This is a genomic window from Pseudomonas sp. S06B 330 (assembly GCF_002845275.2).
Lineage (GTDB): Bacteria > Pseudomonadota > Gammaproteobacteria > Pseudomonadales > Pseudomonadaceae > Aquipseudomonas.
In genome coordinates this window covers 2,096,096-2,116,533 of sequence record NZ_CP088149.1, presented here as the reverse complement: position 1 = coordinate 2,116,533, position 20,438 = coordinate 2,096,096, and the positions used below count along the sequence as shown (strand labels likewise).

3 protein-coding genes are annotated in these 20,438 nt (G+C 63.6%); all 3 read right to left on the bottom strand.

Annotated features, from left to right (window positions below):
* Positions 1-234: 234 nt before the first annotated feature.
* Genes CX511_RS09685 through CX511_RS09675 form a run of 3 tightly spaced genes read right to left on the bottom strand, consistent with a single transcriptional unit; the run spans position 235 to position 20,271 of the window.
* Positions 235-3,432: a non-ribosomal peptide synthetase gene (locus CX511_RS09685; protein WP_101291863.1), complete on the bottom strand. Its 3,198-nt coding sequence runs from the start codon at positions 3,430-3,432 to the stop codon at positions 235-237.
* Positions 3,429-13,700 carry a non-ribosomal peptide synthetase gene (locus CX511_RS09680; RefSeq protein ID WP_409077860.1) on the bottom strand — a complete coding sequence of 3,424 codons (10,272 nt, stop codon included), beginning with the start codon at positions 13,698-13,700 and terminating at the stop codon, positions 3,429-3,431. The genes CX511_RS09685 and CX511_RS09680 overlap by 4 nt, the downstream gene beginning before the upstream one ends.
* The gene (locus CX511_RS09675) at positions 13,675-20,271 is read right to left on the bottom strand and encodes a non-ribosomal peptide synthetase (RefSeq protein ID WP_220639116.1); all 6,597 of its coding nucleotides are present in this window, start codon (positions 20,269-20,271) and stop codon (positions 13,675-13,677) included. Before CX511_RS09675 ends, CX511_RS09680 begins: the two co-directional genes overlap by 26 nt.
* Positions 20,272-20,438: the final 167 nt, after the last annotated feature.

Below are 20,438 nucleotides of genomic sequence, written 5' to 3'. Positions count from 1 at the left end.
TCTGAGGTCGGCTGATCGTGAAGTGTGTAAACCGTCCTTGGAAATCCCCATCCTGAGGCAGGCTGGCGACACAAGTCGTAGCTGCTCGCTGACTAGACGAGCGTGGTATGAACGAAATTAGGAATATTTTTCTTTTGATGTATTTCACACTCTGCGGCGCCTGGTTTAACCAGACAGCTAAACGATGTTCTGCCAGGTGCAGGACGCACCCGGCAGAACATCGTGAAGGGGGTGTCAGCTGCCCTGCCCTTGCAAAAGCCGGGCTTTCTCCAGCAGCTTGGCTTTCTCTTCCGGGGTCATGGCATCCAGACGTAAGCGTGCTTGCGCCAGCTTTTCCAACTGCCCCGGCGCGGTTTCCTGCAAACGCAGAACCTGGGCCAGTGCCGCAGGGCTAGGGTTATCAAACACCACCCCCGGATGCACCTCACACTGCAACAACGTGCGGATGCCTGCGACCAGTTTGATCACTAGCAACGAATGGCCACCCGCCGCGAAGAAGTCCTGCTCCACACTCAGCCGCTCAAGCCCCAGCAATTGGGCCATGCGCTGGGCCAGGACCGTCTCCAGACCATCACGGGGTGCAACATAGACCTGCTGCGCGGCACTGAGGTCAAGCTTGCCCAGGGCCTGACGATCAATCTTGCCATTGCCCAGGCGTGGCATGCTTGCCAGCACCTGGACCTGGCGCGGCACCATCACCGCGGGCAAGCGCTCAGCCAGTTGCAGCTTGAGAGTGGCTGCCCAATCCTGCCCCGACTCACCACGCGCCGTTACGAAGGCGACCGGTTCCTGATAGGCATCGAGCATCACGGCCACTTCGTTCACCTGTTCAAGGGCAGACAACTCGGCCTCGATCTCCGCCAGCTCGACGCGAAAGCCGCGCAGTTTAACCTGCTGATCGGCGCGACCATACAGTTGGATGCCACCTTCAGGGCGATAGCGCGCCAGGTCACCGGTGCGGTAGATCCGCGCGCCCGGCAGCAGCGGATGCTCGATGAAGGCTTCGGCCTGCTGTTGCGCCGCATTGAGGTAACCACGGGCCAGTTGCTCACCACCAATGTACAGCTCGCCCAGCTCACCACTGGCCACCAGCTTGCGCTGCCCATCGAGTACCAGCACTTGGTTGTTGGCCAATACCTGGGTCAGCGGCACCCCCGTGGCGTCCGGGTCGTGTGCACTGAGCGGGTGAATCATCACGCCGACCGTGGCTTCGCTCGGCCCATAGTGGTTGAACAGGCGGACATCGCTACGGATGCTCAGCAGCCGTTCGACCAGCGCCGGTGACACTGCTTCGCCGCCCAGTACCAACGTGGCGGGCAGCACTGGCGCCTGATTGTCGATCAACGCCGCCAGGTGCGACGGCACGATCTTCAGGCAATCGATGGCCTGTTCTTCGATAAAGCGGGCAAACGCCCGGCCATCCTGCACGGTCGCCTCATCGGCCAGGTGCAACGTCGCACCGTTGTACAGGGCACCGAACACGGCGGTGTGGCCGAGGTCAGCGACGACGCTGGAGCTGAAGGCAAAGCGTCGGCATTGCGCCAGGTCCAGCGCAGCGCTGGCCGAAGCAACGTAATTGAACAAGGCGCGATGCTCGATGGTGACGGCCTTGGGCGTGCCGGTCGAACCGGAGGTGAACAGCACATAGGCGACGTCGTCAGCCGCCAGCGTCGGATGTTCGGATAGCGTCAATGTCTGATCGGCGCTGTTGAGCACGTCGAGATCGAGCACCGGCACTTCACCCATCGCCACCAAACCTCGACCCACCAGCAACGCCGCATCCGCCTGCTCGACCAAACGTGCCAGACGCGCCGTGGGCCATTGCGGATCCAGCGGCAACCAGGCCGCGCCCAGACGCCAGGCTGCCAGCGCCGCCACCAGCCATTCGGCCGAGCGCGGCAGGACCAACGCCACCCGCTGCCCAGCGTTCAAGCCCTGACAATTCATGGCCGCAGCCATCTGTTGGACACGGTGTTCCAGCTGCGCATAGCTGAGCGTCTGGTTGTCGCAGACCAACGCCGGGGCCTCAGGGGTTCGCGCGGCCCATTCGCTGATGCGCTGGGCCAGGGTCAGGCCCGGATCAATCGGTTGCGGCGCCGGATTGAACGCCAGCAGTCGCTGACGTTCGGCCGCGCCCAACAAGGGCAGCTCGCCCACCGGGCTGGCGGGCGCGGCGGCGATGCCCCGCAGCAACACCTGATACTGCTCAAGCAGACCGGACATGGCCACGCTGGCGTAGTGTGCTGTGCTGAACATCACGCTCAGCACTTGCGCCGAGCCCTGAGCATCGATGCTGACCTGCAAAGCCAGTTCAAAGCCAGGATCGAGCGCCTCGGCAGCACTGGCTGACCATTGCCCGCCCTTGACCTGCGCGCCAGGCAGCAGCCGACGCAGCGCAAAGCCATAGCTCGGCTGCACAGCACGGGCTTCGTTGCTCCAGTACTCCTGCCAGGTACGGTGCTGTTCGAGCAGCCCCGAGAAATGCGCCAGACACTGATCGAACGGCACTGCCGGATCCAGTGTCAGCTGCAGCGGCAAGGTCTTCTCGAACAGCCCCAGGGTCTGCTCGAAATATTCATAGTCAGCCCGGCCGTCATGACGCCAGCCCGCAATAAACGCCGAGCGACCGCTCAGGCGCGCCAACAACAGCCACCAGCTGGCTTGCAACAACGTTTCCAGGGTTACCTCGCAACCTGCGGCAACCTGTTGCAAGTCTTCGCGCAGGGCTGCCGGCAGCTCTGCCTCAACCTTGCCCACCGCGCCCACTGAGGCACCTTTACGCCGAAAGGGCAGCGTCGGCTGGGTCGGTACGTGCGAGCCGATATGGGCTTGCCAGTAGTGCGCGGCCTGCCCGGCATCTTCGTCCAGCACCACTTCGCCGCGCCACTCCAGGTACTGACTGAACTGCCCCAGTTCCTCGTCTGCACCGCTGGCGCCTTGCTCGTAGGCGTGCAGCAATTGTTCAACAAGCAACGGTACGCTGGCGGCATCTACCAGCCCCCGGGCCAATGCCAGGTTCAGGCGCCAATGGCTATCGTCCAGGCGTTGCAGCAAGGCTTGGACGAAATGTTCCTGTTGCAGCTGCAGCGGACGTTGCAACCATTGCACTTGACGCTGCGCGGCGACCTCTTGCGCGACCGCTTCATGTTCAATTTCCAGGGTCAAGCGCGGCTGGCCTATGCCCGGGAACTGGCGCAGACCGTGAAAACCGGCAACCGCGTGCAAGCCGGTAGTCAGCACTTGCTGACGCACCGTCAGGTCATCGAGTGCGGCTTGCAGGGCGGGTAAATCGAGCGAACCGCGAATCTCCACCTGCAGCACATGGGCCAGCGCTGCCCAGCTCGCCCCGGACTGCGCCGCTGCGCTCCATTGTTGCTGTTCGCCAAGCAGAGCCAGCCCGGCGCCGAGTTGTTGCCCGTTGATCTCACTCATACCTGAGCCTCTTGTTCAAGGGTTGCCGGGCCTGGTGCGGGTTGCACCGCCTTCAGGCTACGCCGTTCGACCATCTCCCCCATGGCGACAACAATCTTGCGCGGCCCCTCGAAAGGGTCGCGGGCATGGGCGGCGAGCATGTTGTCGAGCAAGATCACATCGCCCTTGCGCCAGTCGAAGCGCACCGCACACGCCTCATACAACTCACCGATCACTTGCATGACCTCGTCCTCGATCGGTGAACCATCGCCGTAGTAGACATGCCGTGGCATGCGCTCAATGCCGAACAACGCCAGCAGATCCTCGCGGACATCGGCATCCAGGCAATAAATGTGGTGCAACTGCACCTGGTTGAAAAAAGTCTTCTCGCCCGTCAGCGGGTGGCGAATGATCGCCGGGCACGGTGTGCGGATCTGCAATTCGTCGTTGTCGAGCCAGGTCCACTGGATACCGGCTGCCTGGCAACGGGCCTCAACCTGGGCGCGGTCATCGGTCTTGAAGAAGTGCTGCCAGGAGACGTCCAGCTTGTCGGCGAAGGTCCGCACATACAGCAGACCTTTTTGCTCAAACGTTTCGCGCAACGCTTCGGGCAGGCGCAGGTACATCTGTCGGCAGTCGACCACCGGGGTGGCACCGCCCACTGGCGATGGCTGCTCACAGAAGAACAACTGCTTGCGCGGCCAGGTGTCCTGGTGCGAGCTTTCGTTGTGGAAGAGGATCATTTTCTTTTCTGGGTACGGCGTTGAGCGGTAGGTGTTCTTGCCGCCCTCCTTCTTTGGCAAGTCGCCGTACTGACCATAGAGCCCCGGCTGCACCGCCTCGGCCAACGCCTCGAAGGCGTGGATGTCATGCAAGGCAAAGCCGCGCAACAGAATCCCGGCATGGCGGGCAAGCTTTTCTTCCAGCCACGGCCGGTTGTGGTTGACCCAAGCCACCAGGTCAAGCCCGGGATCGTTCGGCTCTACCAGTAACGGAAAGACCTGCGGCGGTGCCAGCAGCGATTCGCGTACGGCGCTGGCAACGGCCTCACGGCCAGCTGCCTTGGGTTTTTTCAGGAACTTGCCGAGCTTGTCGGCCTTGGGCCCGGCAGCTGGCGTCGGCGCGGCCGCAACAGTGGTATCCGTGGTCATGGTGATGTCTCCTAGTCTGATATGCGGCTCACACACAATCTGTTCGAGCATGCCGGTCCAATCCTGGGCCAGCTGGCTGATGCGCTCGGGCTTGAACAGCGCGCTGGCGAACTGCCAAGTGCCACGCAGCCCCTCGCCGTCCTGGTCGAGGAACAAGGCCATGTCGAATTTCGAGTAGCTCGTCAGTGCTGGCAGTACCTCGACCTTGAGGCTATTGAGGCTGCTGTCGCGCACCGGCAGGTTGTTCATCACAAACAGCACCTGCACCAGCGGATTGACGCCGCGCTGACGAGCGACCCCGGAAGCTTCGACGATCATGTCGAACGGCAGGTCTTGATGCTCGAAGGCACTCAAGGCAGTGTCACGGGCAACCCCCAGGTAATGGCTGAACCTCTGCTGCGCGCTATAACGCGAACGCAACGGCAGGATGTTGACGAAGAAGCCGATCAGGCGCTCCAGCTCCGGCTGTTGACGGCCGGCAACATCGGCGCCAACCAGCAGGTCATCACTGTTACTGACCCGGTGCAACAGCACCTGAAAGGCCGCCAGTAACGTGGTGTACAGGGTGGCATTGGCCTGCGCGGCAACGGCTTTGAGCCGCTGTACCAAGCCCGCATCGAGGTGGAACTGCAGGTCGCTGCCAGCCGTGCAAGCCACAGCTGCACGCGGGTAGTCGGTCGGCAGCGGCAGGTGCCCGCTGCTGGTGGCCAATGTGCGCTGCCAGTAATCGGCCTGCGTCGCCAGGACGCCGCTGTTTTCGAGCGCCTGCTGCCAGCGGGCGTAGTCGCTGTACTGCACCTTCAGCGCTGGCAACTGTGGCGGTTTACCGGCTTGCTGCAAGGCATAGAGTTCAACCAGTTCATTGACCAGCAGCGACATCGACCAACCATCGGAAATGATGTGGTGCATGCTGTACAGCAACACATGCTCGCTGGTGCTCAGGCGCAGCACGCGGCCACGCAGCAGCGGTGCCGTGAGCAGGCTGATCGGCGTGCTGGCATTGTCCAGCACGGCCTGTGCCACCTGAGCTTCCTGCTCGGCGCGGCTCAGGGCGGACAGGTCAAGCAGCGGTAAATCGACCGCCACCGCCGCTGAAACCAAGGCCAACGGATCACCTTCGTCGTCACTGACATAGGCGGTGCGCAACACCTCATGACGGCGGATCACCTCGGCAAGGCTGGCGCGCAATAACGGCACGTGCAATTCGCCTTGCAAGCGCAAGGCCAGTGGCATCCCATAAGCACCACTGCCGCCGGACAGTTGCTCGACGACCCACAAGCGTCGCTGGGCCAACGACAGGATGGTCTCAGGTTGCTCACCCTGAGCCACCAGCACGGGCAATGCCGGCGCCGGCAGCTGTGTCGACTGCGCCTGCAAGCGCTGGGCGAAAGCATCCAGACGGGGGTGATCGAACAGGTCACGCAAGCCGATCCGCACGGCCAGTTGTGCTTGCAGGCGCGACACCACCTGAGTAGCCAGCAGCGAATGCCCGCCCAGTTCAAAGAAGTGGTCGGCCAGGCCCACCCGTTCAACCTCCAGCACCTGCTGCCAGACCTCAGCGATCTGCTGTTCGAGGGCACTACGCGGCGCGGCGAAGGCCACGCTGGCGGGCTGTTGATCGGCTGCCGGCAAGGCCTTGCGATCCAGCTTGCCGTTCGGCGTCAATGGCAGGCTCGGCAGGAACACCACAAACGCCGGCACCATGTAACCCGGCAGTTGCTCGCCCAGACGCGCCTTGATGTCGGCGCGCAAGGCGGCCTGATCATCAACCTGGTCAGTGTGTTGATGCGCGGCCACGTAGGCGACCAATTGCGCGCCCCCCTGGTACTCGACCGCCAGCACCGCCGCCTCGCGCACGGGCGCCAGGTTCAACAGGCGCGCCTCGATTTCGCCGAGCTCGATACGAAAGCCACGAATCTTCACCTGATGGTCAATACGCCCGAGGTACTCGATGACACCCTCGGGGCGATAGCGGGTCAGGTCACTGGTGCGGTACAAACGCTCGCCCAGCGTTGAGAACGGATGGGGCACGAAGCGCTCGGCAGTCAGCGCCGCACGCCCCAGGTAACCGCGGGTCAGACCAGCGCCCGACAGGTACAGCTCAGCCGCCACACCCTGCGGGGCCGGCTGCAGACTGGCGTCAAGCAGGTAACTGCCGGTCCCGGGCAGCGGCCGGCCGATACTCGCCGTACCACCGGCTTCGCGGCGGGTCCAGGTGGAATAGGTGGTGTCTTCCGACGGGCCATAGAGGTCGTTGACCTGAACCACGCCCGGCAGTTGATAAAGCTGGTCAACCAGTGCCTGCTTCAGCGGTTCGCCCGCGAGGTTGATGATCCGTACGCTGGCTGGAATCTGCCCGGCCCGCAACAAGGCGGCAATTGCCGAAGGCACGGTGTTGATCAGCCGCACCTGGTCACGGGCGGCCAGTTCGGGCAACGCCAGGGCATTGCGCGCCAGCACCAGCGAACCGCCACTGGCGAGGGTAACGAAGATCTCCCAGACCGACAGGTCGAAGCACACCGAGGTAGAGGCCAGCACCCCTTGCATGTCCTCACGGCTATAGGTTTGCTGCGACCAATCGATCAGCGCCTGAACGTTGCCATGGGTGATGGCCACGCCCTTGGGCTTGCCGGTGGAGCCGGAGGTGTAGATCACATAGGCCAGGTTGTCGGCGTGGATCTGCACCGGAGGCGCTGTGTCAGGCTGCCCAGCCAGCACATCGCCGCCCGCCGGCATCAGCAGCACCTGGGTGTTCGCTGCCGGTGTCAGCCCCTCAAGCACCGCTGCCTGGGTGATCAACACCTGGGCGCGGCTGTCTTCAAGCATATAGGCCAGGCGCTCAGCCGGGTAATCCGGGTCCAGTGGCACATAGGCCCCCCCAGCCTTGAGCACCGCCAGCAAGGCCACGATCAGTTCGCTGGAGCGCTGCAGGGCAATACCGACCCGCACTTCGGCACCGACGCCAAGGCTGACCAGTTTGTGCGCCAGGCGGTTGGCCTGCTGGTCGAGCTGGCGATAGCTCAGGCGCTGCTGCTGATCGACCAGTGCCAGTTGCTCGGGATCGGCCTGCACCTGCCGGGCAATCAATTCAGCGATGCTCGACGCTGGCGTCAGTGGCCGTGGGCTGGCATTCCAGTCATGCAGCAGGCGTTGCCGTTCGCCTGTGTCGAGCATGACCAGTTCGCCCAGCGCCGTCGGTGAAGCCAGCATGCCCTGGAGCAATTCGAGCAGATGGGCCCCCATGCGCTGCACCTGCGCTGCGGTGAAATGCTCGCAGGTGTACTGGAACTGCAAGGTCAGCGTGTCTTCCAACGCAACCAACAGGGTCAGCGGGTAACTGGTCTGCTCACGGGTCTGCACCTGGGCAAAGCGCAGGCCTTGCGGCGCTCCCTGCTGCAAAGTTTCAGACACGGGATAGTTCTCGAACACCAGCAGCGAATCAAACAGCCCCTCACCGCCCTGCCCCGCCCAACGCTGGATATCGAACAGCGGCGTGTGCTCGTGGTCGCGCAGGGCTAGGTTCTGCGCCTGCAACTTGTGCAACAGCTGCGCCAGCGGTTGCTCAGCGCTCAGGCTGACAACGACCGGCAAGGTATTGATGAACAGGCCGATCTGCGCCTCGATGGCCGGCAATGGTGCCGAACGACCGGCGACGGTGGCGCCAAAAACGACTGTCGACTGGCCGCTATAACGCTGCAACAGCAACGCCCAGGCCGCCTGGATCAAGGTGTTCAAGGTGACTTTGTGCTGGCTGGCGAAGGCTTTCAGACGCTGGGTGGCGGCCGGGTCGAGCCGTTGCTTGAACTCAGCGTAGCCGCTGTGCCCTTGTGCATTGTCAGGCAGCACCGCAGCCATCCGCGTTGGAGTGTCCACGTGTTGGAGCTGAGCCTTCCAGAAGCGCTCATCGGCCAGCGGGTCCTGCCTGGTGAGCCATTCGATGTAGTCACGATAGCGTCCTGGTGGGTTCAGCACAGCAGCGCCGCTGTAGCGCTGCAGCACTTCGGCCAACAGTTGCGCATTGCTCCAACCATCCATGAGGATGTGGTGACTGGTGTAAATCAGTTGATGGCGTTGCTCGTCCAGGCGCAGCACCTGCAAATCCAGCAATGGCGCCCGCTCCAGAGCAAAGCCGTTGCGCCGCAGCGTCGCTGCCCGAGCGTCGATGGCTGCCGCTTGATCCGGCTGTTCGCGCCAATCCTCGTAGCTGAACGGCACCTGCACGGCACGCTGCACCCTTTGCAACGGCTGGCTCAGGTTAGCGCCGGTGAGGAACGCCGTGCGCAGGATATCGTGGGCATCCACGCAGGCTTGCCAGGCGGCGCAAAAGCGCTCGGGGTCCAAGCCTTCGACCGCGACCGAGAGCTGGTTGATGTATTGGCCTTCGGCCTGCGCATAAAGGCTGTGAAAGAGCATCCCCTGTTGCATCGGCGACAAGGGGTAGAGGTCCTGCACGCCGCGTGGATCAAGGCCCAGTTGATCAAGACCTTGCTGATCGAGACCGGCCAGCGGCACGTCGGAGGGGGTCAGTGCGCCCTGGCCGAGCGTGCAACAGTGTTCAATCAGCTCAGCCAACGCCTGCGCATAGGCATCGGCCAATTGCTGCAAGGTCGCCACGTCGAACATCTGCGCGCTGAACTGCCAGTCCACCAGCAGTTCGCCGCCATAGACCTGGCCGTTGAGGGTGATCCAGTTGGGCAGCGGCGCGTCGTCATCCTGCTCTTGCCCACGCGGTTGCGCACTCGGTACGAACAGGCCGTTGGCCTGATCGAAGCCGGCATCGAGCTGACCGAGGTAGTTGAAGGTAATGCGCGCTGGCGCAAGTTCGGCAAGCACCTGACGCGAGGCATCGCTGCCAAGATAGCGCAAGGCGCCGTAGCCCATGCCCTGATCCGGCACGGCGCGCAGTTGCTCCTTGATCTGCTTGATCGACTCGGCCAAGCCCTGGGCCGGAGTGAGTTTGAGCGGGTAGAAGCTGGTGAACCAGCCCACACTGCGGGTCAGGTCGAGCGCCTGGGACAGTGGTTCGCGACCATGCCCTTCCATCAACACCGCGACGGACGCGTGGCCACTCCAGTGAGCGATGACGCGCGCCAAGGCGGTCAGCAACAGGTCATTGACGCGGGTGCGATAGGTCGCGGGCGCGTCCTGCAGCAAGCGTCGGGTCAACTGCGCATCCAGACGAGTTTGTACATGGCGAGCATCACGATTGAGCAGGCGCGTTGCGGGACGCTCACAGGGCAACTCACCCGGCACTTGCTGGGCCTGCCAGAACGACAACTGGCCCTCCAGCGCGGGGCTGCGGGCATCGGCTTGCACCTGCTCGGCCCAGGCTTTGACCGAATGGGTCTTGGCCGGCAAACGTGGCGCCTGCCCGGCCAACTGCTGCTGGTACGCCGACTGCAGGTCTTCAAGCAGAATCCGCCAGGACACACCGTCCACCGCCAGGTGGTGGATCACCAGCAACAGGCGCTGGCTGCCATCGGCCAGGGTCGCCAGCAAGGCACGCAGCAATGGCCCCTGCTCTAGATTAAGGCTGCGCTGCACGCGGTCGGCGACGTCTTGCAACTGCGCGTCATCGGCCACCGTCTGCTGCCACAACAGTAGGCTGTCATCAGCCTCGGCGAACCGCGCCTTCCAACCTTCAATTCCGGCCTGGAAACGCAAGCGCAATGCGTCGTGATGATCGGCAACAGTGGCCAGCGCCGACGCCAGCGCCTCAGCTGACAAGGGCTCGCGCGGTGTCAGCAGCAATGATTGGTTCCAGTGCTGGTGATTGTCCGTCAGGGTGTCGAAGAACCAGTGCTGGAATGGCAGCAGCAGTGCTTCACCGTGCACCGGCCCCTGGTCGATGGCTTGCACCGCGTCGCCGACTTCGGCCACTGCCGCCAGGCGCTGTACCGTCTGATGCTGGAACAGGTCCTTGGGGGTAAAGCGGATACCGGCCTGGCGGGCACGGCTGACCACCTGGATGGAGATGATCGAGTCGCCACCAAGTTCAAAGAAGTTGTCGGCCAGACCGATCTGCGCAACCTTCAGCACGTCTTGCCAGATCGCGGCGATCTGCTGTTCCAGCGCCGTACGCGGCGCCACGTAGGCTTTCTGCACACGGTTGGCATCAGGCTTGGGCAGGGCCTTGCGCTCCAGCTTGCCGTTGGGGCTCAGTGGCATCTGTTCGATGAACAGCAGCTGCGCCGGCACCATGTAGTCCGGCAGTGTCTGGCGCAGAGGTTCACGGATCGCTTCGCGCAGGACCTCCTGAGCATCCGGCGCCCACTCGCCAGGCACGACGTAGGCAACCAGGGCGCCTTCGATGGCCAACACCACCGCCTCACGCACCACGTCCTGTTCCATCAGGCGCGCCTCGATCTCGCCCAACTCGATGCGCAGGCCACGGATTTTCACCTGGTGGTCGATACGTCCACGGTAGTCGATAACGCCGTCAGCCCGCTGGCTGGCCAGGTCACCGGTGCGGTACAGGCGCTCGCCTTGGCCGAACGGGCTGGTGACGAAGCGCTCGGCGGTCAGCGCTGGGCGACGGTGGTAACCGCGCGCCAGACCAGTACCGCCCAGGTACAGCTCGCCGACCACGCCCACCGGCACGGCTTGCAGTTCGGCGTCGAGGACGTAGGTCTGCAGGTTGGCGATCGGCAGGCCAATCGGCACGCTGTCGCGGCCTTCCTCGCGGCAGGTCCAGTGAGTAACGTCGATCGCCGCTTCGGTTGGGCCATAGAGGTTGTACAACCCGGCGGTCGGCAGCTTGGCCAGGACCTGGGTCTGAGCATCCACCGGCAATGCCTCGCCACTGCAGATGATTCGGCGTAAGCCGGTGCAACCGGTGACCTGTTCGTCGAGCAGGAACATCTGCAGCATCGACGGTACAAAATGCAAGGTGGTGACCTGGTGGGCGTGGATCAGCTCGACCAGGCGCCGCGGGTCGCGGTGATCGCCGGGGCCGGCCATGGCCAGGCGCGCGCCGGTCATCAGCGGCCAGAAAAACTCCCAGACCGAGACATCGAAGCTGAACGGGGTTTTCTGCAACACCGTGTCGCCCGCGCCGAGGCCGTAGGCTTGCTGCATCCAGCACAGGCGGTTGGTCAGGGCTTTATGGTGATTGCCAGCGCCCTTGGGCTTGCCGGTGGAACCGGAGGTGTAGATCACGTAAGCCAGCTGCTCGGGGTCCAGGGTCAACGCCGGGGCGTGCACAGGGAAATCTTCTAGCGCCAAACGGTCCAGGGCCAGCACGGGCAGTTCGGCTGGGCATGGCAGTCGCAGGTGCGACTGAGTCAGGAGCAAGGCAATGCGGCTGTCCTCGATCATGTAGGCCAGTCGTTCTTCAGGGTATTCCGGGTCCAGCGGCACATAAGCACCGCCGGCCTTGAGGATCGCCAGCAGGCCGATGACCATTTCCAGGCTGCGCTCGACGGCGATGCCGACCAATACCTCAGGACCGACGCCCAAGGCGATCAGTTGGTGAGCCAGTTGGTTGGCGCGCTGATCCAGTTCGCGGTAGCTCAGTTGCTGCTCGCCCATGCACAGGGCTGGGGCATCGGGGGTGGCACGCACTTGCTGTTCGATCAGCCGGTGCACGGGAGTGTCCAACGGGTATGTGGCGGCGGTGGCGTTCCACTGCGCAACGATCTGCCGTTGCTCCTCGCCATCGAGCAACGGCAGACCGGCAATCGTGGCCTGCGGATCGGCGACGATACCCTGCAGCAGGTTCAGCCAATGGCGCGCCATGCGCTCGATACTGCGGTGCTCGAACAGGTCACTGGCGTAGATCAGTGCCGCTGACAGCCCGTGGCCGCTGTCCTGGGTTTCCAGGGTCAGGTCCAGTTGCGCAGTGCCAGCATCCCACTCCAGTGCTTCGACCGTAAGGCCTGGCAGGGCCAGGGAGCCGGCTTGGCGCACCCCATCCTGATGGTTGTGCATGACCTGGAACAACGGGTTGTGGCTAAGGCTACGGGCGACACCCAAGGCCTCGACCAGATGCTCGAACGGCAGGTCCTGATGGGCCTGGGCGTCTTGCACCTGCTGACCAATGCGCTGCAACAACGCCGTGAAACCTTCATCGCCGCGCAACTGCGCCGCCAGCACTTGAGTGTTGACGAACAGCCCAATCAGACGCTCGGTCTCCAGGCGGTTGCGATTAGCCACCGGCACGCCGACACGGATATCAGCCTGACCACTGTAGCGGTGCAACAACACCTGGAACGAGGCCAGCAACAGCACAAACAGGCTGACCCCCTGCTCTTGCGCCAGCTGACGCAAGGCGCCAACCAGTGCCGACGGCACAGCGATGCCCAGACGGGCACCGCGGTCGCTCATGGTCGCCGGGCGTGGGTGGTCGCAAGGCAGCTCGAGCACCTCCTCGGTTGCACCCAACTGGCGCTTCCAGTACGCCAGCTGACGCTCGCCTTCCCCCGACGCCATCCACTGACGCTGCCAGCCAGCAAAGTCGGCATATTGAATCGCCAGCGCCGCCAGCTTCGGTGCCTGGCCTTGCGAGTACGCCGCATAGCAAGCCATCAGCTCTTCGACCATCAGGCTCATCGACCAGCCATCGGTGACAATGTGATGCAGCACCAGCACCAGTAGGTGCTCGTCCTCGGCCAAACGCACCAGGCGCACCCGTAGCAACGGCCCGTGCTGCAGGTCGAACGGCTGCGCACTCAGCTCGGCGACGCAGGCACGCAGCAGCGCGTCGCGCTCTGGCCCCTGCGCCAGCAGGCTGGTGTGCTCGATGGCAATCGGCGCCGGGGCATCGACGACCTGACTCACCTGGCCATCGCTTTCGACGAAGCGGGTGCGCAGGCAGGCATGGCGCTCGGCCAGGGTCGCAAAGCTCTTTTCCAGGTCCGCAACGTTGACCGCACCCCGCAGTATCAGCGCGGCGGGGATGTGATAGGCACTGCTGTGCGGCTCCAGCTGCCAGAGAAACCACTGGCGTTGTTGGGCATAAGACAGTGGCGCTTGCTCCTCGGCACGGCCGGGGACGATGGGCAGCTTGGCGACATCGATACCCATCTGCGCAAGCTTGGCGAACATCTGCTGGCGCTTGTCCGCCGACAAGCCCTTGATGCGCTCGACCAACTGCTGGTTGCGACCTGATTGCTCAAACATTTTCCGTCTCCAGTTCATCCAGCACGCCGAAGATCTGATCCAGCTCGGCGTCTTGCGATTGCACCGATACATCCTGTTCCAGGTACGCCGCCAATTCGCCAAGGGTGCGTAAGCCGTGGAAATCCCTGATTTTCAGCTCCACGCCAAGCTCGCTGCGGATGCGCGACAGCAGCATCACCAGTTGCAGGGAGTGCCCACCGAGGGCGAAAAAATCGTCATTGCGGCCGACGCGATCAAGGCTCAGCACGTCCTGCCAGATCTGCGCCAGACGCTGTTCAAGGTCGCTTTTTGGCGCCACGTAGTCCTGCTGCAGCAAGTTGGCATCTGGCGCAGGCAGCGCCTTGCGATCGAGCTTGCCGTTGGTGGTCAGTGGCAGTTCGCTGAGCAACAGCAGGTGCGCCGGGACCATGTACTCCGGCAGCTCAATGCGCAGCGCACGCTTGAGGTGTTCGCGCAGCTGCGCCTGCACTTCGCTGCTGGCTGTGACCAGCGCCGCATCGCGGGGCACCAGGTAAGCCACCAATTGCAAGGCCTCGCCTTCACCCCACGGCAGTACCGCGACGCTACCCACGGCGTCATCGGCCAACAGGCGCGCTTCGATTTCACCCAGCTCGACGCGGAAGCCGCGGATCTTCAGCTGATGGTCGATGCGACCGATGTACTCGATCACGCCATCCGCCTGATAGCGCGCCAGGTCGCCGGTGCGGTACAGGCGACCGCCCTCGGCGCCGAACGGGTCAGGCACAAAACGCGTCGCCGTAAGTTCGCCGCGCTTGAGGTAGCCCCGCGCAAGTCCGGCGCGGCCAACGTAGAGCTCACCGACGCACCCCTTGGGCACCGGGTTCAGGTCGCCATCGAGCAGGTACCAGGACAGGTCGGCAATCGGCTCGCCAATCGGACTGCTCGCCTCCCGCTCAAGGTCGGCCATCGACAGCGGCCGGTAGGTCACGTGCACGGTGGTTTCGGTGATGCCGTACATGTTCACCAACTGTGGTGCTCGATCACCGAAGCGTTCGAACCAGGGGCGCAGGCTCTTCACGTCCAATGCCTCGCCGCCAAAGATCACCTGACGCAGCGCCTGTTTGCCGGGTTCGCTACAGGCCACGTGCATCAGCGCCTTGAACGCCGACGGGGTCTGGTTCAACACCGTTACCCCTTCGGCGCACAGCAATTGATAGAACTCACGTGGTGAACGACTGATCTCGTGGGGCACCACCAGCAGGCGGCCGCCGTACAGCAGTGCGCCGAAAATTTCCCAGACCGAAAAGTCGAAGCCATAGGAATGGAACAGGCTCCAGACATCCTGCGGACCGAAGTTGAACCAACGATCGGTGGCGGCGAACAGGCGCAGCACGTTGCGGTGTGGCAGCAACGTGCCCTTGGGCTTGCCGGTAGAGCCGGAGGTGTAGATCACATAGGCGAGGTTGTCCGGGGTCACCGTGGTCTGCGGGTCGTCCTCGCGCAACGTCTGCGCCCCCTCCTCCAGCAGCAACACCGGCAAATCCGCAGGCACCGGCAATTGCCCATGCAAGGCGGGCTGGGTCAGCAACAGGGCAATGCCGCTGTCCTCGATCATGTAGGCCAGGCGCTCGCGCGGGTAGGCCGGGTCCAACGGTACATAGGCGCCGCCGGCCTTGAGGATCGCCAGCAGGCCGATGACCATCTCCAGGCTGCGCTCCACCGCCAGGCCGACCAGCACATCCGGGCCGACGCCACGGGCAATCAGGGTATGGGCCAAGGCGTTGGCGCGGCCGTTGAGCTGGGCGTAGGTCAGCTGCTGCGCACCGCAGGTCACGGCCACCGCCGTGGCCGAGGCGCGCGCGCGTTGGGCAATCCGTTGGTGCAGGCAGTGCTCGACCGGGTAGTCGGTCACGGTCTGGTTCCAGTCATCAATCGTCGCCTGGTGCTCGTCAGCATCAAGCATCGGCAGTGCCGCGATACGTTGCTGCGGGGCCTCCACCATGGCCTGCAGCAGCGCTTGCCAATGGCCGGCCAGGCGCTCGATGGTCGATGCTTCGAACAGGTCGCTGGCGTAGGTGAACAGCGCTTCGATACCTTCCGTGGAGTCAAAGGTGTCGAGCATCAGATCGAACTGCGAAGTCTTGCTGGCCAGGGCCAAGCCTTCCAGGCTCAATGCGCCGAGCTGCTTAGGCAGCGCCGCCTGACGTGCTTGGGCCTGATGGTTGAACAGCACCTGGAACAGCGGGTGGTGGCTGACATCACGTTGCGGTTGCAAGGCTTCAACCAGTTGCTCGAACGGCAGATCCTGGTTCGCCTGTGCCTCCAGCGCCGATTGCCTGACCTGTTGCAGCAATGTCGACACCGCCATGTGCGAATCGATGCGTGCCTGCATGACCTGAGTATTGACGAAGAAGCCGATCAGGCCCTCAGTCTCCAACTGATGACGGTTGGCCACTGGCACACCCACACGAATCGTCGATTGCCGGCTGTAGCGATGCAGGACGATCTGCAGGGACGTCAGCAAGACCATATATAACGTGGCGCCTTCGGCCTGGGCCAGCGCTTTGAGCTGCGCACTCAGTACGGGTGTCAAGCACACGCCCAGGGTCGCGCCGCGGGTACTGGCCTGGGCCGGACGCAGATGATCAAGCGGCAGCTCCAGCACCGGGTGCTCGTTGCCCAACTGCGCCGTCCAGTAGGCCAACTGCCGTTCGCGCTCGCCGCTGGCCATTTGTGCCCGCTGCCATTGCGCGTAGTCGGCATACTGCACCGCCAGTGCAGGCAAATGCACCGGCTGTCCCTGACTGAAACCGTTATAAAACTGCAGCAGCTCCTCGACCATGCGTTGCATCGACCAGGCATCAGAGACGATATGGTGCTGGGTCAGCGACAACACATGGTCATCTGCCGCCAGGCGCAACACGCCGACACGCAGCAACGGTCCCTGTTCCAGGTCGAACAGGCGGCTGGACTGAGTCTCGATCCATGCGCTGATTTGCCCGCCGCCCTCGCCGTGACCACTCAGCGACTCTACCTCGATGGGCAGCGAGGCCGTTGGCGCAATCGACTGCAGCAACTGCCCGTCCCGCTCGATAAAGGTGGTGCGCAGGGTTTCGTGGCGGGCGACCATGGCATCGAAGGCGCGCTGCAGCGCTGCCACATCCAGCGGGCCGCGCAGGCGCAGAGCGGTGGGAATATGGTAGGCGTTGCTCTGCGGGTTCAGTTGCCAAAGGTACCACTGGCGCTCCTGGGCGTAAGACAGCAACAACGGTTGGCCACGATCGGCTGGCAGCAAGGGCGCCTGGCGAGCCGGCGCCTGCTCTTGCAAGCTGGCGGCAAAGGCACGCAAGGTGGCGTGCTCGAACAGACGCTTGAGCGGTACCTGCAGGTCCAGTGCCTGACGCAAGCGGGACACCACCTGAGTCGCCAGCAACGAGTGCCCGCCCAAGGCGAAGAAATCATCCTCAGCCCCCACCTGCGGCAGTTGCAGGACATCAGCCCAGATGCGCGCGACGGTTTCCTCAATCTGTCCTTGCGGTGCCACGTAGTCCTGCTGCAACAGGCTGGCATCCGGTGCGGGCAGCGCCTTGCGATCGAGCTTGCCGTTGGTGGTCAGTGGCAGTTCGCTGAGCAACAGCAGGTGCGCCGGGACCATGTACTCCGGCAGCTCAATGCGCAGCGCACGCTTGAGGTGTTCGCGCAGTTGCGCCTGCACTTCGCTGCTGGCTGTGACCAGCGCCGCATCGCGGGGCACCAGGTAAGCCACCAATTGCAGGGCCTCGCCTTCACCCCACGGCAGTACCGCGACGCTACCCACGGCGTCATCGGCCAGCAGGCGCGCTTCGATTTCACCCAGTTCGATACGGAAGCCGCGGATCTTCAGCTGATGGTCGATGCGACCGATGTACTCGATCATGCCATCCGCCTGATAGCGCGCCAGGTCGCCGGTGCGGTACAGGCGACCGCCCTCGGCGCCGAACGGGTCAGGCACAAAACGCGTCGCCGTAAGTTCGCCGCGCTTGAGGTAGCCCCGCGCAAGTCCGGCGCGGCCAACGTAGAGCTCACCGACGCACCCCTTGGGCACCGGGTTCAGGTCGCCATCGAGCAGGTACCAGGACAGGTCGGCAATCGGCTCGCCAATCGGACTGCTCGCCTCCCGCTCAAGGTCGGCCATCGACAGCGGCCGGTAGGTCACGTGCACGGTGGTTTCGGTGATGCCGTACATGTTCACCAACTGTGGTGCTCGGTCACCGAAGCGTTCGAACCAGGGACGCAGGCTCTTCACGTCCAATGCCTCGCCGCCAAAGATCACCTGACGCAGCGCCTGTTTGCCGGGTCCGCTACAGGCCACGTGCATCAGCGCCTTGAACGCCGACGGGGTCTGGTTCAACACCGTTACCCCTTCGGCGCACAGCAATTGATAGAACTCACGTGGTGAACGACTGATCTCGTGGGGCACCACCAGCAGGCGGCCGCCGTACAGCAGTGCGCCGAAAATTTCCCAGACCGAAAAGTCGAAGCCATAGGAATGGAACAGGCTCCAGACATCCTGCGGACCAAAGTTGAACCAACGATCGGTGGCGGCGAACAGGCGCAGCACGTTGCGGTGTGGCAGCAACGTGCCCTTGGGCTTGCCGGTAGAGCCGGAGGTGTAGATCACGTAGGCGAGGTTGTCCGGGGTCACCGTGGTCTGCGGGTCGTCCTCGCGCAACGTCTGCGCCCCCTCCTCCAGCAGCAACACCGGCAAATCCGCAGGCACCGGCAATTGCCCATGCAAGGCGGGCTGGGTCAGCAACAGGGCAATGCCGCTGTCCTCGATCATGTAGGCCAGGCGCTCGCGTGGGTAGGCCGGGTCCAACGGCACATAGGCGCCGCCGGCCTTGAGGATCGCCAGCAGGCCGATGACCATCTCCAGGCTGCGTTCCACCGCCAGGCCGACCAGCACATCCGGGCCGACGCCACGGGCAATCAGGGTATGGGCCAAGGCGTTGGCGCGGCCGTTGAGCTGGGCGTAGGTCAGCTGCTGCGCACCGCAGGTCACGGCCACCGCCGTGGCCGAGGCGCGCGCGCGTTGGGCAATCCGTTGGTGCAGGCAGTGCTCGACCGGGTAGTCGGCCACGGTCTGGTTCCAGTCATCAATCGTCGCCTGGTGCTCGTCAGCATCAAGCATCGGCAGTGCCGCGATACGTTGCTGCGGGGCCTCCACCATGGCCTGCAGCAGCGCTTGCCAATGGCCGGCCAGGCGCTCGATGGTCGATGCTTCGAACAGGTCGCTGGCATAGGTCAAGGCCGCATGCAGTTCGCCGCCCTGCTCATAGGTGTCCAGCGTCAGGTCAAACACCGTGGTGCGGGTTTGCCATTGCAGTGGCTCTAATGTCAGCCCGCAGGCCAGCGAGTAAGCACCAACATCCGCCACCTGCGGCTGATGGTTGTACATGACCTGGAACAGCGGTGTGCGACTGGCATCGCGTTCAAGCTTGAGCGCCTCAACCAGTTGCTCGAACGGCAGGTCCTGATGCGCCTGAGCCCCCAGCACCACAGCCTTGACCTGCTCCAGGAAACGGATGACGCTCATCTGCCCGTCAACGTGATTGCGCAACACCTGAGTGTTGACGAAGCAGCCGATCAGGCCCTCCACCTCGGCGCGGTTACGGTTGGCGATAGGCGAGCCGATACGGATGTCCTGCTGACCGCTATAGCGCTGCAGCAGCAGGTTGAAGCCTGCCAGCAGCAGCATGAACAGGGTGACGTTGTGCTGGCGGGCGAAGCTGCGCAAGCGCTCGACCAGCGCCGGGTCAAGGGCGAACTCATGACGGCGGCCACGGTAACTGGGCTGCGCCGGGCGCGAATGATCGAGCGGCAGTTCCAGCGTGGGGTGATCATTACCCAACTGGTCCAGCCAGTAGGTCAACTGGCGCTGCTGCTCACCTGCTTCCAGCCAGCGCCGCTGCCACAGCGCGTAGTCGCTGTACTGGATCGCCAGGGCCGGCAAGGCTGGCGCCTGTTTGCCCAGATGCGCCGCATACAGCTGGCTGAACTCCTCGATCAGCACATTCATCGACCAGCCGTCCGCGACACTATGGTGCAGAGTCAGCAGCAGCACATGCTCATCAGCCTTGAGCTTGAGCAGGGTGATGCGCATCAGCGGCCCACGTGCCAGATCGAAGGGCTGCAGCGACTGTTGCTGGGCAAGCTCGCGCACCTGCTGCTCGCGAGGCAACTGCGCCATCGCCGTCAAGTCCAGATGGTCAACCTGTGGCCACTGCGGCGCGGCGCTTATTACCAGCCGTTCGTCAGGCTGCTGGACGAACACGCTGCGCAAGGTTTCATGACGCTGCACCAGGCTGGCGAATGCCTGCTCCAGCGCCGCCACCTCCAGCGTGCCACGCAGGCGTACCGCACCGGGCAGGTTGTAGGCCGGGCTGGCTGGCTCCAGCTGCCATAACAGCCACATCCGCTGTTGCGCATAGGACAGCCCGTCGCGCTCGGCCACCGGCACCTGCGCCGGGATCGGAAACTGGGCAAAGTCGACCCCTTCGCGGGCCAGCCCCTGGAGAAAGATGCGGCGCTTTTCCAACGGCAACTCTATGAATCGGCGGGCAAGCTTGCGGGCATCTTCGGCATTCATCGACTTTCATCCGTCCAGAGAAACAACGAGCCTGCAGGCCCGGTAGTCAAAGAAAAACGGATGAACGCGAATGAAAATTAACGACAAGAGGTATATCGTTTCGAAAGCTGAAACATTTGCTTTCAACTGAAGGTTAGGGATTTGCAATTCTCGTTCGTCTTAACTAA

What these genes read in the sequence shown, in the direction of transcription:
- CX511_RS09685 (WP_101291863.1), bottom strand. Translation starts at nt 3,432, where the DNA reads ATGAGTGAGATCAACGGGCAACAACTCGGCGCCGGGCTGGCTCTGCTT.
- CX511_RS09680 (WP_409077860.1), bottom strand. Translation starts at nt 13,700, where the DNA reads ATGAACTGGAGACGGAAAATGTTTGAGCAATCAGGTCGCAACCAGCAG.
- CX511_RS09675 (WP_220639116.1), bottom strand. Translation starts at nt 20,271, where the DNA reads ATGAATGCCGAAGATGCCCGCAAGCTTGCCCGCCGATTCATAGAGTTG.